Below are 16465 nucleotides of genomic sequence, written 5' to 3'. Positions count from 1 at the left end.
GTGCTATTTTCAATCGCTTTTCGTTTAACAGCGACTTTATTATCATATCAAATTCAAATTTGTTTGTCAAATCTTTTTTTTGATATTTTTTTAACGTCTTAGCGACAAGAAATAATATAACATTATTCGACTGTATTATGCAAGTACTTTTTAAAAAAGTTATAAGATAAAATTTGGTATTGCTAGGTTCCCCTATTCAAGGAACCTAGCAACATTATTTTATTCAGATTGCTCTCTATGTCTCATTTGTGGGAATAATAATACATCACGAATCGATGGGGAATTAGTTAGAAGCATAACTAAACGGTCAATCCCGATACCGAGCCCGCCAGTTGGTGGCATACCATATTCTAACGCCTCAACAAAATCTTCATCCATCATATGAGCTTCGTCATCTCCTTGCTCACGTTCAACTAATTGTTGTTCAAAGCGTTGTCTTTGATCAATTGGATCATTTAATTCTGTAAATGCATTAGCGTGTTCTCGACCAACGATAAATAATTCAAATCGATCCGTGAATCGTTCGTCATCAGCATTTTTCTTTGCTAATGGCGAAATCGCAACTGGATGACCATAGACAAATGTAGGTTGAATAAGTCCTTCCTCAACAAATTGTTCAAAAAATTCATTTACGACATGTCCAAACGTCATTGTCTCTTTCACATGTACATTGTGTTCTTTAGCAATTTTACGTGCTTCTTCGTCACTCATTTGCTGCCAAAAGTCTACGCCTGTCTTCTCTTTAATAGCATCGACCATATGAATTCTTTTCCACTTAGGAGTTAGATCAACTTCATGATCTCCATACGTAATCTTAGTTGTGCCTAAAACATCTTGTGCAATATGAGCTACGAGGTTTTCAGTTAGTTCCATAATATCATGATAATCAGCATAAGCTTCATATAACTCAATCATCGTAAATTCTGGATTATGTCTTGTTGATACACCTTCATTACGAAACACTCGACCAATTTCATAAACCTTTTCTAACCCACCGACAATAAGTCGTTTTAAGTGAAGTTCGATTGCAATTCTCATATATAGTGTCATGTCTAACGCATTATGATGAGTGACGAACGGACGAGCTGATGCTCCTCCTGCAATAGAATGCATAGTTGGTGTCTCTACTTCTAGATAGCCGTTTGAATCTAAATAGCGACGCATAGATTGTAAAATACGACTACGCATAACAAACGTATCGCGAACTTCCGGATTTACGATTAAATCAACGTAACGTTGACGATAGCGTTGTTCGATATCTTTTAAGCCGTGGAATTTGTCTGGTAATGGACGTAAGGATTTAGAAAGCAATGTAAAACTTTGTACTTTTATCGATAGTTCCCCAACCTTTGTTTTAAACGCCGTTCCTTTAACTCCAACAATATCACCGATATCAATCGTATTAAATAAATCATACGCATCATCACCAACTGCATCTTTACGAACATAAATTTGTACTTGTCCTGTTAAATCTTGAATATGAGCAAAACCAGCTTTCCCTTTACCACGCTTTGTCATAATTCTCCCAGCAAGAATTACTTCATTTGCCTGTTCATCTAACGTTTCCTTATCTAATACACCGAACTGTTCATTCATTTTCTTAGCTGTATGACTACGTTCAAACTTTTCACCAAAAGGGTCAATCCCTTTTTCTTGTAATTGCTTTAGCTTATCGCGTCTTACCGTTAATAATTCATTTAATTCAAGCTCCTGAGACATTTGCTTCACTCCTTACATTTTTATCATGCTCATAAGTCCGATTCTATGTAGAAAAACTGCCAGTGACAAACACTGGCAGTATACTTATCACAAACGAATTATAGTGAAGAGTACGAGAAAAGTCAAACAGCACTTGACTTCTCGGCCATCTGCTCCTCAAGTTGTTCAATATATCCATATAGCGTTTCAAAAACATCTTCTCTCGTTGCAAACTGATTAATTTGATCACGAATACGACCACTACCTTGCATTCCTTTTAAATACCATGCAGCATGCTTACGCATTTCACGTACTGCAACATTTTCTCCTTTTAATGCGATTAACCGATCTAAATGCAGCATACAAACATCGATCTTCTCTCTCGGTGTCGGCTCATTAGGTGTTACTCCATGCTCTAAATAATTAATCGTTTGATACAGCATCCATGGATTACCCAAAGCTGCTCGTCCAATCATAACACCATCAACACCAGTCTCATCAAGCATACGCTTAGCATCCTCAGGTGTTTTCACATCCCCATTTCCGATGACAGGAATTGATATCGCTTCTTTAACTTCTTTAATAATATCCCAATTTGCCACACCTTCGTACATTTGGACACGTGTTCGTCCATGCAATGCAATGGCACTTCCCCCTGCACGTTCTACTGCTTGTGCGTTTTCAACGGCATAAATATGATCTTCATCCCAACCCATTCTCATTTTAACGGTTACAGGCTTCTTCACAGCATCAACAGTTGCTGCAACCATTTCATAAATCTTGTTAGGATCTAATAGCCATTTAGCCCCTGCATCACATTTCGTAATCTTTGGAACTGGACAACCCATATTAATATCGATAATATCAGCATTTGTATTTTGATCAACGAACTTTGCCGCCTCGACGAGAGTCTCTTTTTCACCACCGAAAATTTGTAAGCTCAACGGCTTCTCGCGTTCATCAACATATAACATACTTAATGATCTCTCATTCTTATGCAAGATCGCCTTATCACTCACCATTCGGCACAAACTAAGCCAGCACCGAACTCTTTTGCAATTAAACGAAATGCCGGGTTACAAACACCTGCCATTGGTGCTAGTACGACCTGGTTTTTCATTTTAATAGAACCTATTTGTAACAAGCTTTCACCTCCTAAATTTCCCCCTTCACTTCATCTATAGCAACTCCTAATGTTGCTGCAATCCGTTCAAGCTGCTCCTCTGTTGGGTAGCGACTCTCGCGCTCTATCTCACCAAGTACGGATAATGATAAACCTACCTTTTCAGCAAACCGTTGTTGTGTATAGCCCTTTAACTTTCGAAACGCACGGATTCGTCGACCACAGTTACCTTCCATACTTTCACACCTTCTTTTTCTGGTAATTCATTATAAAGTTCACTTACAGTCTTACCTTTATCAGCAATATAAAAAGCTGGTGCTATTTCTTTCAACGGCTCCAACACGAAAGCACGTTCCCACATCCTAGGATGAGGAATCATTAAATGCTCCATCTCCATATTTTCTTGGTCATAGAGCAGAATGTCAAGATCTATTGTACGAGGTCCCCATTTAATTTCTCTTGTTCGACCACAACTTCTTTCGATCTGCTGTGTTTTTTCCAATAATTGTTCACTTGTTAAGCTTGTCTGAATTTCTACTACCATATTTAAAAAACGTTGTTGATCTTCATAACCTACTGGGTCGGTTTCATAAATGGATGATTGCTTGTACACTTTAATTTCTTCCTCTTTATTAAGTAGTATAATCGCTTTCTCCAAATATAAGTGACGTTCTCCAATGTTAGAGCCTAATGCAATGTATGCTGTATGTTTCATTTGTGCCCCTCGTTACTTCAACAGCAACGGATTTGTATTGTCCGTCAATCGGTGGATTAGGTTTCGTGACCTTAACCGTACATTCATGAAGAATCGAGTACGACTGTAATAACTCTTCGGCGATTTTTTCAGCGACAACCTCAATTAATTTAAAAGGCTTTCCTTCCACAATTGATTGTATCCGTTTGTAAGCATCACCATAATCAATCGTATAATCCAATTCATCTGTTTGGCCTGCTTTTTTTAGATCCAGCGCCATCACTACATCAACTATGTAGCGTTGTCCTAATTTTTGTTCTTCAGGAAAGACGCCATGGTAACCATAAAACAGTAGCTCATTTAAGTAGATTCGATCCAAACTATGATTCACCCTTCCTTATTAAACCATCCATCATCGCTGTCATTCTGGCCATTTCCTTCACATCGTGAACACGCATAATAGAACAGCCTTTCATAACACCATAACAAACGGTAGCCCCCGTCCCTTCCATTCGTTCATCGACTGGAAGGTTTAATGTTTTTGCAATAATCGACTTTCTCGATGTTCCTAATAAAACAGGATAGCCTATTGCAACAATATCTTCTAAATGACGCATGACCTCCATATTTTCCTCATACGTTTTTGCAAAACCAATTCCTGGATCTAATATAAGGTTTTCTTCTCTAATACCTGCCTGTTTACAAAGAGAAATGCTTTCTTGTAAATCAGCAACAATATCTTTCAATAAATTTCGATATTGAGCATTTTTTCGATTATGTGTTAAGACGATCGGAACATCATACTCTGCAGCTACATGGGCAATATCCTTATCCCATTTTGCTCCCCACACATCATTTATAATTGTTGCTCCGGCATTAATGGCTTCTCTCGCCACTGCGGCCTTGTACGTATCGATTGAAATGGGGACATCAACTTCATTAGCCACGGCTCTTATAATCGGCAACACTCGCTCTAGCTCTTGCTCTGCTTCAACAAATGTCGCTCCAGGCCTCGTTGATTCACCACCAATATCAATGATATCGGCACCCTCTGCTACCATTCGCTTTGCTTGAGTGATAGCTAATTCCTCGTTATGATAACGACCTCCATCAGAGAATGAATCTGGGGTCACATTTAAAATCCCCATAATTAAGGTTTTTGTTTTTAATTTATTTTGCCACTTTTCCATTGATATCACCCTCTATTCAACTCGTCACAGCTCCATAAACACGTCCGGTATTTTTCAAAGGACGCTTGTAATCTTGTCACGATCGCCGTACTTTTCACATCATCTTCAAAATAAAGTGGAACTACCTCTTGAATTGAATTTGTCATAAAAACCTCATCCGCTTCTATAACATCAGCTGGACGGAAAAAACCAATTTCACACGGTATGCCCCATTCCGTTAATTGTTGCAACACAAACTGTCTAGTAATCCCGTTTAAAATTCCTGTATCCAAATCGGGGGTGAAAACGATTTTGTTTTTAATCCAAAATACATTTGAAACAATTCCTTCGGCTACATAGCCCTGTTCTGTCAAAAATATCCCTTCTACGTTTGCACGATCTCCAAGCTCTCTCTTTGCTAAAAGGTTATTTAAGTAATGATGTGATTTTAATCTTCTAGAACCTTCAGGTGTATTTCTTCTTATCTGAAGAAATTGTGCTTTCTTTTTCATTTGGACGTTTTGGTAACGGCTTTACAAATACAATAGTAGATGGCTTACTATATACCCCCGTATACAAGCTACATCCTCATTCCCAGCTGAAACATTCCAACGCACATAAGCATTTGTTAGGTCATTTCGATCTAATAGCTCCTGTACTACATTCATCACATCTGATCGTGAGTATGTCCATTGTATTTGTAAATCAGAAAGTCCACTATGCAAACGTCGAAAATGGTCATCCAGCAAAAATGGATGACCATCTACAACAGCAAACGTCTCAAATAAACCGAGGCCATATAAGAAACCATGATCGTATGGTGATATTCTTGCCTCTTCTTGGTTGACAAATTCTCCGTTAACGTAGATGAACACGTCAATTCTCCTTGCCATATGTTTCAATAAAGTTTCGTAGCATCGTTTTCCCTTGATCAGTCATAATTGATTCGGGATGAAATTGTACACCTTCCACAGGTAATTCCTTATGGCGAATCGCCATAATCTCCCCTTCTTCTGTTTCAGCCGTTATATCAAAACAGTCAGGCAGCGTTTCTTTTTTTACGATTAGTGAATGATACCTTGTAGCAGTTAGCGGACTTGTTAAACCTTTAAATACGGTTTCACCCTTGTGCAAAATGTCCGAAGTCTTTCCATGCATTAACCGATCCGTACGTACAACATCTCCACCAAATACTTGGGCAATTGATTGATGCCCGAGGCAGACGCCAAAAATCGGAATTTCCCCTGCAAAGGTTGAGATAGCCTCAAGACTAATACCAGCTTCATTTGGACTACAAGGGCCAGGTGAAATCATTAAATAATCCGGTGAAAGCTCTTTAATTTCTTCAATTGTAATTTGGTCATTACGCTTTACAATAAGCTCATGGCCCATTTCTCCTAAATACTGAACAAGGTTATACGTAAACGAATCGTAGTTATCAATCATTAAAATCATTTTATTTCCTCCTCAACTCATCTGAACTGTATTTGCTCTCAACTCGTCTTCACTCATTTCTAATGCTTTCCAAAGTGCTCTTGCCTTCTTTAATGACTCTTTATATTCATTCTCTGGTACCGAATCAATCACAATACCTGCTCCCGCCTGTACATAAGCCTGTCCATCTTTACAAATCATCGTTCGTATGGCAATATTCAATTCCATATTTTCATCAAAACCGATCCACCCAATGGACCCTGTATAAATGGAGCGCCGAACTGGTTCTAATTCCTCAATAATTTCCATCGTCCGAACTTTCGGAGCACCCGTTATCGTACCACCAGGGAACGTCGCACGAATGACATCATACAACGTATTCCCATCTGCTAATGTTCCCTTCACATTCGAAACAATATGCTGAACATGTGAATATTTTTCAATAACCATTAATTCATCCACTTCAACGGTACCATAAGCAGAAACTCTCCCTAAGTCATTTCGCTCCAGATCAACGAGCATCACATGCTCTGCTCGTTCCTTTTCATTATTTATCAATGTACCTGCCAATTCTCGATCTTCTTGTTCATCTTTCCCACGCGACCTTGTTCCAGCAATCGGCCTTGTCGAAAGCTGATTTCCAATCTTTTTGACTAACAGCTCTGGTGAAGCACTAACAAATTGAAAGTCAGGTGTGTGTAAATAACTCATATAAGGAGACGGGTTCAGCTTCCTAAGCCGACTATACACCTCAAAAGGTGGTACATTTAATGGCTTTTGTTGGCGAACTGATAAATTAACTTGAAACACATCACCGGCAGCAATATAATCCTGAATATGCTTCACAGCCTTGCAGAAGGCTTCTTCTGATAAAGATGACTGAACCTTCCCTAAACTGTCGCCTAATTTCAATGAATTATGCTGTTTATCTTTACCATTCATTGTCCATTGCTGTTCATACATTTGTAGACGTTTCTCTAACTTCTCGACTTCATCCTTTTGTCCATGTACAATCACCCACATTGTCTTCTTATCGTGATCATATATAAACACATCATCAAAGAGCATAAAATATAGATCTGGTAAACGAAGATCATCTTCCGCTTCAATCGGTAAACGTTCTATCTCACGGACGATGTCGTAGCTAAGATAGCCTATTGCCCCACCTTGAAAAGGCGGTAGCTCAGGAATGGTTGGTTCACAGTATGGTGCTAGCACCTCCTGAAAAAGGTCCAACAAAGCACCTTGCTTCTCCTTTACACCACTTTGATCTTCAATGGTTAATGTTCTTCCTTTTCCGTTTATGACAGCAAAAGGATGTAACCCCATGATGCTATAGCGACCACCTCGCCCACTTTCAAGCAAAACATGATGCGGGTGAGCACTAGCAAGCTCTGTGTAACGCTGATACCATTTCTTTTCATGAAGAAGAAAAGACTTTGCTTTTTTGAGCCTCTTCACTTGATTGGACACCCATCTCACCTCTACTCATTTCCTTTCGTCTATTCTACATGAGAATAGAGATAATGAAAAGACAGCTTCCATTCTGTCGTACGATATCTAGCGGCTTTTTAGAAAAGTTCCTTGATTCAATTTCCTTTTAAAAAAAGATACCGGAAGCATTGAATGCATTCCGATATCTTTTATTTGCTGCCTTTTCTTAGTCTTCGAATTGATATAACGGAGTACTTAAGTAACGCTCACCGTTTGATGGTATGATGGCAACAACCTTTTTACCTGCTCCAAGCTTTTCAGCTAACTGAAGCGCAGCATAAATTGCCGCTCCTGATGAAATTCCACCAAGAATTCCTTCCTCACGTGCCGCACGACGGCATATTCAAACGCTTGATCATTCGTTACTTGAATAACCTCATCATAAACATCTGTATCTAAAATTTTCGGTACGAAACCTGCTCCGATACCTTGGATTTTATGCGGTCCTGGATTTCCACCTGAAAGAATTGGAGAATCAGCAGGCTCAACTGCGGCAATGTGTAGGTTAGGATAGTGCTCTTTTAAAAATCCACCCGCACCTGTAATTGTACCACCTGTACCTATCCCTGATACAAATCCGTCAATTTGGCCATCTACTTGTTCAAGTAATTCTTTACCTGTTGTATTACGATGAATTTCTGGGTTAGCTTCATTTTCAAATTGCTGAGGCATAAAGTGGCCTTCTTCTTGAGCAAGCTCAGTCGCCTTACGAATCGCTCCACCCATACCTTCTGGTCCTGGAGTTAATACGAGCTCAGCACCGTAAGCACGCAATAAATTACGACGCTCCATACTCATTGTTTCAGGCATAACAAGCTTTGTTTTATAACCTTTAGCAGCAGCAACCATTGCTAGGCCAATCCCAGTATTTCCACTAGTCGGCTCAACAATAACCGTATCCGCTGTTAATTTTCCAGCTTTTTCTGCAGCTTCAATCATCGCAAGTGCGATACGATCCTTAACTGAGCTTCCTGGATTCATATATTCAAGCTTTAAATAGACATCTGCATGCTTATCAGTAACGAGACGGTTTAATTTCACTAACGGAGTTTGACCAATTAAATCAGTAATCGATTGAACAACCTTCATGGAAATAGTTCCCCCTTTAATTCCTAGTAAATTTATTGGTTTTGTTAAATTAATAGTACCAAACAGCCATTAAAGTGTCAATCCAAACGTTTTAAAATTTATATTTATTTAACTTGTGCGAGTAGTACCTTTAACTCTTCTTCTGAAAAAGTATAAACTTCATTACAAAAATGACATCTAGTTTCTGCACCATGATCTTCTTCAATCATACTCTTAATTTCATCGGCACCTAAACTAATAATGGCATTTTCAATCCGTTCCTTCGAGCAGTAGCATTTAAAGGTAATAGGTGACTTCTCCAACATTTTTACATTTTCTTCACCTAATAACGAATGTATGATTTCCTCAGGAGACATACCTCGCTCAATTAACTTGGAAATAGGTGGAATCGTCGATAGACGCTTTTCTATTTTTTCGATAATTGTATCGTCGGCTCCTGGCATAAGTTGAATAATGAAGCCACCGGCAGCAAGTATGGTATTGTCAGGGTTAACTAAAACTCCAACACCAACAGAGGAAGGTGTTTGTTCTGAAGATGCAAAATAATACGTAAAATCTTCACCTAACTCACCAGATACGATTGGAACACTTCCCGTAAAATGCTCTTTTAACCCTAAATCTTTCACTACAGACAAGTAACCCTCTGTCCCAACAGCTCGTGCAACATCCAATTTACCATGTTCGTTTAGATCAAAATGAACTTGTGGATTTGTTACATATCCTCTAGTTTCCCCTTTAGCATTAGCATCAACAATGATGCTCCAATCGGGCCATTTCCTTCTACCTTAATGGTCATCTTTTCATTACCTTTTAACATCATTGCCATCATCGTACCTGCCATCATCGTACGTCCCAAAGCAGCTGAAGCAGTCGGCCATGTTCCTTGACGTCGTACGGCTTCATTGACCATGTCCGTTGCTACTAACGAATATGCCCGTACTTTACCATCAAACGCTGTTGCTTTTATTAAATAATCACTCATTGTTCTCGCCTACCTTTTTTGTTCTTATCATAAATTATTTTTAACCCTTTTAATGTCAAGTATGGATCAACGAAATCGATCGTTTCTGTTTCTTTAAATATTAATTCTGCCAAACCTCCTGTAGCGATTACAGTTGGATTCGTTTCAGCCGTAGCCTTCATTCGCCTTACCATACCATCAACTTGACTAACATAACCATAATAAATACCTGATTGCATAGCATGTACTGTATTTTTACCGATCACTTGCTCAGGCTTCGACAACTCAATTCGTGGTAACTTTGCTGCTCTCATATACAATGCCTCTGCTGATATCGATAGCCCCGGTACAATGGCTCCTCCCATATATTGCTTATATTCATTAATATAACAAAAGGTCGTGGCCGTACCAAAATCTACGATAATTAATGGAGCACCATATAAGCTTATACCAGCAACAGCGTTAACAATACGATCAGCTCCAACTTCTTTTGGGTTATCATATTTAATGTTCAAGCCGGTTTTAATACCCGGTCCTATTATTAACGGTTTTTGGTGAAAATACTTCGTACACATTAATTCCAATGTATACATAATAGGTGGGACAACGGACGAAATAATCATACCTTCAACCATAGTAAGGCGAAGTTGTTCTTGTTCAAATAACGCTTTAATGATCATTGCGTATTCATCTTCTGTCTTCTCTCTACTCGTTGCTATACGCCAAGTATATTTTAATTCGTTGTCTTCATATCCTCCTATCACAATGTTCGAATTTCCTACATCAATCATTACAATCAAACGAAAACCCCCTACATGACCGCAAATACATCGAAAAAAAGTGCCCCATAAGGTTTGACCTTATGAGACACCCTATTCGTCTTTTTTAGCAAAGATTATTCATCTTTTTTTGGTGCTGAATCTTTGTCCTCGGTTAGATCTACTTGATCTTCTTGTTTTGTTTGGATATTTACCTTCACGTCACCATTGCTTTCCTCGCCTTTTTGATTATGGCGATTCATATGATGATCATCTGGCAGCTTACCTTCGTTAATTAACGATTTAATTTGTTCAGCATCAAGTGTCTCGATTTCAAGTAACGTTTCTGCTACAAGATCTAGACTTGCTTTATTCTCAGTTAAGATTTGACGACAACGCTCATAGCATTCCTTAATAATACGTTGAACCTCTAAATCAATTTCATGGGCAAAGGCCTCACTATAATTTTGCTCATTTTGAATATCACGACCTAGAAATACTTGCCCACCGGAATTTGATCCAAATTGCATCGGACCGAGCTTTTCACTCATACCGTATTCTGTAACCATCTTTCTAGCAATTGCAGTAGCACGTTGGAAATCATTATGTGCACCAGTACTTACTTCACCAAATTGAACTTCCTCAGCTACTCGTCCTCCGAGCAAACCGATAATTTTATCCAATAGCTCTGGTTTGGTCATAAAATAACGGTCTTCTTTTGGTAGCATAACGGCATATCCACCAGCCATACCACGTGGGACGATCGTTACCTTATGGACCATATCAGCATTTTCAAGCTTGACTCCAACAACCGTATGACCTGCTTCATGCCAAGCAACAATATTCTTTTCTTTCTTTGAAATTACACGACTCTTCTTCGCTGGACCTGCAATAACTCGGTCAATCGCTTCTTCAATATGGATCATACTAATCTTAGTTTGATCATTGCGGGCAGCTACAAGTGCTGCTTCATTTAATAAGTTTTCAAGATCTGCTCCAGAAAAGCCAGGTGTTCTCGCTGCAATTGAATTAAGGTTAACATCATCATTTAACGGCTTGTTGCGGGCATGAACTTTTAGAACCTCTTCACGGCCTTTGACATCTGGACGATTTACTTGAATTTGACGGTCAAATCGACCCGGACGTAATAATGCTGGATCTAAAATATCAGCACGGTTTGTCGCAGCAATAATAATAATTCCTTCATTGGCACTGAAACCGTCCATTTCAACTAGCAATTGGTTTAATGTTTGCTCACGCTCATCGTGACCCCCACCTAAACCAGCCCCACGCTGACGTCCAACGGCATCAATCTCATCAATAAAGATAATACATGGTGCGTTTTTCTTCGCATTTTCGAATAAATCACGAACACGTGATGCACCGACACCAACGAACATTTCAACGAAATCTGAACCACTGATCGAGAAGAATGGTACACCTGCTTCACCTGCTACAGCACGTGCAAGTAACGTTTTACCAGTACCCGGTGGTCCAACTAGAAGAACCCCTTTTGGAATACGTGCACCAATAGCGGAGAACTTCCGTGGGTCTTTCAAAAACTCAACAACTTCAACAAGCTCTTGCTTCTCTTCATCAGCTCCGGCAACATCTTTAAATTTAGCTTTTTTCTTTTCATCACTAACCATCTTAGCTTTACTCTTACCAAAGTTCATTACACGACTACCGCCGCCTTGAGCTTGGCTTAATAAGAAGAAGAATAAAATGAAAATAATAATGAAAGGAATAATTGATGTAAAGAATGTTACCCAGCCACTTGTCTCGTCAGCACCTTCAATTTCTACAACAAGCGGATTTCCATCAGGTCCAACCGCTTCCGTTAAAAACTGTGCTGTTTCTTCACTAACTAATAAGTTCGTTTCGAAATATTCACCTTCTTGCTGATCGGTAAATTGACCACGAACTAAATATACTTGACGAGCTGGCTTAACCGTCATCTCACTTACTTGACGTTGCTCGACTCGTTCTCTTAATTCTGTATATGTTACAGGCTTTGTTTCAGATTGATCGGAATTAAATGCATTCACAATTCCAATTATGACAAGAAATATTAGTAGATAAAAAATCGTATTACGAAAAATCCGATTCATTCTTAACCTCCTCCCACGACAATAAGACTTCAATTATCGTACCACAACTGTTCATTTGATCACAAATGTTAACTCTCATAAATCTCCGGCTTTAATACCCCAATGTAAGGAAGGTTGCGATATTTCTCTGCATAATCTAATCCATAGCCAACAACGAAGGCATCTGGTACTGTGAAGCCAGTTATGTCTGGGATAAGATCAACCTTTCTTCCGTCTGGTTTATCAAGCAGCGTGACAACCTTTACTGATTTAGCTTTACGATAGTGAAAAAGCTCAACTAAGTAACTAAGTGTTAAGCCACTATCAATAATATCTTCGACAATTAAGACATCACGACCTTCAACAGAAGTATCGAGATCCTTAATAATCTTTACTTCTCCAGAAGAAACCGTACCTTTACCATAGCTTGACACATCCATAAAATCCATTTCAAGGTGGGTATCAATTCGTTTCGTTAAATCAGCCATAAACGGAAGTGCTCCTTTCAGCACTCCAATAACGAGCGGAAAGCGACCTTCATATTCTTCCGTTATTTTTCTACCTAATTCAAGGCATTTACTTTGAATTTGTTCCTCTGATATCAATACCTCTTTAATTTCGTCTTTCATCAAGTTCCATAAACCTCCTAAGTGACTATCAAATCTACAGACAAATACTATCGCTCTGTTTTACAGGTCAAAATGAGACGTTCCTTCGTATGAGAATGAGCATTTGCTACCTTTGATCGATGCAAAAATGGCACCCATAAAATCGTTCCAGCACCATCAACAACAATCGGCCACGTCTCTCTCTCTTTCTTAGGAATTTTTCGATCAATAAACAAACGCGTCACTTTCTTCGTACCATCCATCCCACGGCAGTTCATTCGGTCATTTGGAAGCCGATAGCGAATAGAAAGAGGTAAAATGACTTGCTCGAAGTCGAGTATCATTTGATCACTTGCCTCCTGGTGATCTTCCTCTGTTATACGAGCCTGAATAGACCATTCATCAATCTGCACAAAACCAGGTACAGATAGAATATATGATTGATTAGCTTGTTTATTCATCGCCTGCTTCATAAAATAACAACGATCATAGTCGCGTTGAAATAAAAAAGAATGAGGCAAATAATGCTCTCCGCCAGGATCTTCACGTTGAATCATGTGAATCACTTGCTCAATATGTATAGATGTGACCAATGGAGAATATTTCCCGTAGAGATAATTTAATATTAGATGAATCATTCTCCTTTGTAAAGGCATGTTCTCATCTACAAATGCACTGCGTGAAATTGTAACGATTTGTTCATTTTTTTGAACAATTATGGAAGGTAGTTTCTCTTCAGCTAATTTCCATAAAAAAGCCTCATCTTCATGCGCCCATTCACTTTGCCGCTGCATATGCAAATGAACGTTATGATTTTCCCTTTTCATATGCGGTAGTAGGTCTTCCCTAAACCGATTCCTTGTATAGGTTCTAGATTTATTACTTGAATCCCTTCTCGGTGTAATGAAAGCTTCATTACAATAATGCTCAATTTCGGCTTTTGTTATTCCAAGAAAAGGGCGAATGATCTCTAATTCCCCTATTCTCCTTTTAGGTAAGATTCCATATGGGCTCAAAGCGTAGCTTCCTCGTACCATTTTCATTAACAGCGTTTCAATCTGATCATCGCCATGGTGCCCAGTTGCCACAACACTTCCTTTCATTTTCTGAACTAATTCATTAAACCATTGGTAACGCAAGTGGCGTGCTGCCATTTGAGTACTCACTCTCTGTTCTAAGGCGTATTGTTTGACATTCACCTTTTTCTCGACAAGTTCTATAGAGCGTTGTTGGCAAAACTCTTTAATAAAAGCTGCATCCTCATCCGCTTCCTTTCCACGAAGCTGGTGATGAACATGACATGCCCGCACATCAATATTCAATTGCTCACGGTTCACCCATAATAAATGTAGAAGTGCCATTGAATCAGGCCCACCTGATACTGCGACCCATACGGTTTGCATTTTTCTTATTAATTGATGTTTCTTTATAAAAGCTAACACAGCTGCTTCCATCAATAAACTCACCTCATTATTAAGAAACATCTATGATTTTACACGAACGATATAAAAAGCTTGCGATATACTGTAATGCCTCGTTCCGAGTTTTATAGAGGGTTAGCTTGGTTGAAAGTGGTATCTTTCAGCCAAGCATAAAAGTCGCGGGATTTCCTTTACATCATTTGTCCAAATAAGTATAGGACATAAAGTAGTAGAAGAAAAGAGGAAAGCAAAAAGATTTCCACAAAGTAACTTTGCTTTTTCTCCTTATTATCGTTAGTATGACTTTTCTTTGCTTCTTTCCTTTTTGAAGTTCGCTTCTTCGTTGCTTGTCTTGGGGGCTTTTTTACTTTCTCATATTCCAGACCGCTTGATAATGCTTTTAATAGCTCTTCTTTCATCACACTAGCCTTTTCATATTTTCCTTGCAAAGCTTTTAATAATACTTGCTTAAATGGAGCTAAAACTTGTTTTCGTTCAATCTGCTGCTTTAACAGTAAGAATGGTTTATCTCCTTGTTTTTCGAAACGTTTCGGATACACGCAGTTTAACATAATCATCGCAACAGCAAATAAATCATAACTAGGCTCTGCTTTTCTCGTCCCTAAGCCCCAATAACCTCGATCGTAAAACTCAGTAAACTCTTTTATCGAACGTCCAACTAATGTTACTCCTCCGACATCTAGCAACCGTATTCTTGCAGGCGGACCGACAACAATCATGTTATCTGGTTTCAAATCACCAAAAACCCAACCAGAGCGATGTAATCGGTCAAGGTCACCTAGAAGTTGTACAACTAAAAGACCGAGCCACTCAATTCCTCTTGTTTGCATAAATTCTAATAAGCCCGGTCCTTTTAAGTATTCCATTGCATAAAACGGATATGTTCTGTTTTCATACATTAAATCATCAACATCAAACAAAGAAGGTCCAAGCTTTTGGCTTTGAACCTTCGAAAAATGTTTTAACACATTCACTTCTGATGTTATCGACATTTGATCGAATCCAACCTTCAGTGCCACTTGTCCATTTTTTGATTCTGCTAAGTAAACCGTCCCGTTTGCTCCTTCTCCTAATTTACGGATAATTTTATACGGATTATGGTGCCATTTCCCGAGAAATTTTTCACCAACAGCTAGTCTACATCCCCGATTCTTTGAATAGTTCATCTTCACTAGCAATCAGACTCCTTTTTGAACCTGCTTTCGAAAATTTACTCAGTGCCTCCTTTAATGCTGGACCTGTCGGTGTCATCCCACCTGATGATATTTTTTGAAATAGACTTGATAATGATTGGAGCTGAGGTGACCAATCTAACAGCTTATCGATACTTTTCCGCTTTCCAGGAAAGGCATACACAGCAAATCGATTTGCTCCCATTCTAGAAGTTAAACTAATCGATAGATCTGTTAATGCTTCATGAACCATTGGAAGTTTATTTTTCATACTAGCACTTGTATCGACTAATAGAAGGACTTCAAGATTCATTGTTTCACCTAACTCATCAACAACTTCCATTACTTCCCCTCGTTTATTTGGTGGTAAATCTTCCATATCTGTCTGGTCACCTAGTATTTGCGAAAGCTCCTTATTAACGACACCATGAATCGTCTGTGTCATTGCTTTTCGTGTTACCATTTGTACGGTCTGAGGTAATTGCTTTGCATAGACGATCTGGCTAACTCCATTACCTGCCATGGCAATCGCCTCAACTTCTTCAATCCCTTTTTCACTTAAATGATTGTCATCTATTATTCCGACAACGTTGACAGTTACTCCTTGTTCTTTAGCTAATGCGGCGATTGCAACTGGATCTTCGCCATTATTAGAATGTCCATCCGTCAGTAATAGAATTTGCCTTAATGTTCCTTTACTCATCTAAATCCCCTCCAAGCTTTGAATAGTAAC

At 38.9% G+C, this 16465-nt stretch carries 13 protein-coding genes and 4 pseudogenes; all 17 read right to left on the bottom strand.

Annotation, left to right across the window (positions count from 1 at the left end; all coding sequences use genetic code 11):
• Positions 1-219: 219 nt before the first annotated feature.
• The 17 genes and pseudogenes from lysS to JCM19034_RS15815 all read right to left on the bottom strand — a co-directional run bounded on the left by lysS (position 220) and on the right by JCM19034_RS15815 (position 16435).
• Positions 220-1719, bottom strand: coding sequence for a lysine--tRNA ligase (gene lysS / locus JCM19034_RS15895; RefSeq protein ID WP_062051259.1), 1500 nt, complete (start codon positions 1717-1719; stop codon positions 220-222).
• Between the two features lie 122 nt (positions 1720-1841).
• Positions 1842-2842: pseudogene (gene dusB / locus JCM19034_RS15890) on the bottom strand (tRNA dihydrouridine synthase DusB).
• An 11-nt stretch (positions 2843-2853) separates the two neighbouring features.
• Positions 2854-3057, bottom strand: a complete 204-nt coding sequence (locus JCM19034_RS15885) for a helix-turn-helix domain-containing protein (RefSeq protein WP_062051258.1) — start codon at positions 3055-3057, stop codon at positions 2854-2856.
• Positions 3012-3536: a 2-amino-4-hydroxy-6-hydroxymethyldihydropteridine diphosphokinase gene (folK, locus tag JCM19034_RS15880; protein ID WP_062051257.1), complete on the bottom strand. Its 525-nt coding sequence runs from the start codon at positions 3534-3536 to the stop codon at positions 3012-3014. The genes JCM19034_RS15885 and folK overlap by 46 nt, the downstream gene beginning before the upstream one ends.
• Complete coding sequence (gene folB, locus JCM19034_RS15875) at positions 3502-3894, bottom strand: dihydroneopterin aldolase (protein ID WP_062051256.1); 393 nt, start codon at positions 3892-3894, stop codon at positions 3502-3504. Before folB ends, folK begins: the two co-directional genes overlap by 35 nt.
• Before the next feature lies 1 nt (position 3895).
• Complete coding sequence (gene folP, locus JCM19034_RS15870) at positions 3896-4705, bottom strand: dihydropteroate synthase (RefSeq protein WP_062051254.1); 810 nt, start codon at positions 4703-4705, stop codon at positions 3896-3898.
• A gap of 5 nt (positions 4706-4710) precedes the next feature.
• Positions 4711-5559 (bottom strand): annotated as a pseudogene (gene pabC / locus JCM19034_RS15865) (aminodeoxychorismate lyase).
• A gap of 1 nt (position 5560) precedes the next feature.
• The gene (pabA, locus tag JCM19034_RS15860; RefSeq protein WP_062051251.1) at positions 5561-6139 is read right to left on the bottom strand and encodes an aminodeoxychorismate/anthranilate synthase component II; all 579 of its coding nucleotides are present in this window, start codon (positions 6137-6139) and stop codon (positions 5561-5563) included.
• Positions 6140-6151: 12 nt separating this feature from the next.
• Entirely contained in the window at positions 6152-7591 is a 1440-nt protein-coding gene (locus JCM19034_RS15855) for an anthranilate synthase component I family protein (protein WP_082394128.1), read from the bottom strand.
• Between the two features lie 187 nt (positions 7592-7778).
• Positions 7779-8701: pseudogene (gene cysK, locus JCM19034_RS15850) on the bottom strand (cysteine synthase A).
• Between the two features lie 104 nt (positions 8702-8805).
• Positions 8806-9683 (bottom strand): annotated as a pseudogene (hslO, locus tag JCM19034_RS15845) (Hsp33 family molecular chaperone HslO).
• Positions 9680-10462 carry a type III pantothenate kinase gene (locus JCM19034_RS15840; RefSeq protein ID WP_062051249.1) on the bottom strand — a complete coding sequence of 261 codons (783 nt, stop codon included), beginning with the start codon at positions 10460-10462 and terminating at the stop codon, positions 9680-9682. Before JCM19034_RS15840 ends, hslO begins: the two are co-directional and overlap by 4 nt.
• 95 nt (positions 10463-10557) lie before the next feature.
• Positions 10558-12531 (bottom strand): ATP-dependent zinc metalloprotease FtsH, encoded by a 1974-nt coding sequence (gene ftsH / locus JCM19034_RS15835; RefSeq protein ID WP_062051247.1) that lies wholly within the window; start codon positions 12529-12531, stop codon positions 10558-10560.
• Between the two features lie 68 nt (positions 12532-12599).
• The gene (hpt, locus tag JCM19034_RS15830; RefSeq protein ID WP_062051246.1) at positions 12600-13142 is read right to left on the bottom strand and encodes a hypoxanthine phosphoribosyltransferase; all 543 of its coding nucleotides are present in this window, start codon (positions 13140-13142) and stop codon (positions 12600-12602) included.
• 44 nt (positions 13143-13186) lie between these two features.
• Positions 13187-14572 carry a tRNA lysidine(34) synthetase TilS gene (tilS, locus tag JCM19034_RS15825; protein WP_197276426.1) on the bottom strand — a complete coding sequence of 462 codons (1386 nt, stop codon included), beginning with the start codon at positions 14570-14572 and terminating at the stop codon, positions 13187-13189.
• A 158-nt stretch (positions 14573-14730) separates the two neighbouring features.
• Positions 14731-15726, bottom strand: a complete 996-nt coding sequence (locus tag JCM19034_RS15820; RefSeq protein ID WP_062051263.1) for a serine/threonine-protein kinase — start codon at positions 15724-15726, stop codon at positions 14731-14733.
• Positions 15698-16435 (bottom strand): VWA domain-containing protein, encoded by a 738-nt coding sequence (locus tag JCM19034_RS15815; RefSeq protein WP_062051242.1) that lies wholly within the window; start codon positions 16433-16435, stop codon positions 15698-15700. The genes JCM19034_RS15820 and JCM19034_RS15815 overlap by 29 nt, the downstream gene beginning before the upstream one ends.
• Positions 16436-16465: the final 30 nt, after the last annotated feature.

This window comes from Bacillus sp. JCM 19034 (genome assembly GCF_001310635.1).
Taxonomy (GTDB): Bacteria; Bacillota; Bacilli; order Bacillales; family Bacillaceae_D; genus Halalkalibacter.
This window is presented reverse-complemented; position numbering and strand designations above follow the sequence as displayed.

Bases quoted from the DNA above. Each gene is read 5' to 3' on its own strand.
- lysS (WP_062051259.1), bottom strand. From the start codon at position 1,719: ATGTCTCAGGAGCTTGAATTAAATGAATTATTAACGGTAAGACGCGAT.
- JCM19034_RS15885 (WP_062051258.1), bottom strand. From the start codon at position 3,057: ATGGAAGGTAACTGTGGTCGACGAATCCGTGCGTTTCGAAAGTTAAAG.
- folK (WP_062051257.1), bottom strand. From the start codon at position 3,536: ATGAAACATACAGCATACATTGCATTAGGCTCTAACATTGGAGAACGT.
- folP (WP_062051254.1), bottom strand. From the start codon at position 4,705: ATGGAAAAGTGGCAAAATAAATTAAAAACAAAAACCTTAATTATGGGG.
- pabA (WP_062051251.1), bottom strand. From the start codon at position 6,139: ATGATTTTAATGATTGATAACTACGATTCGTTTACGTATAACCTTGTT.
- ftsH (WP_062051247.1), bottom strand. From the start codon at position 12,531: ATGAATCGGATTTTTCGTAATACGATTTTTTATCTACTAATATTTCTT.
- tilS (WP_197276426.1), bottom strand. From the start codon at position 14,572: ATGGAAGCAGCTGTGTTAGCTTTTATAAAGAAACATCAATTAATAAGA.
- JCM19034_RS15820 (WP_062051263.1), bottom strand. From the start codon at position 15,726: ATGAACTATTCAAAGAATCGGGGATGTAGACTAGCTGTTGGTGAAAAA.
- JCM19034_RS15815 (WP_062051242.1), bottom strand. From the start codon at position 16,435: ATGAGTAAAGGAACATTAAGGCAAATTCTATTACTGACGGATGGACAT.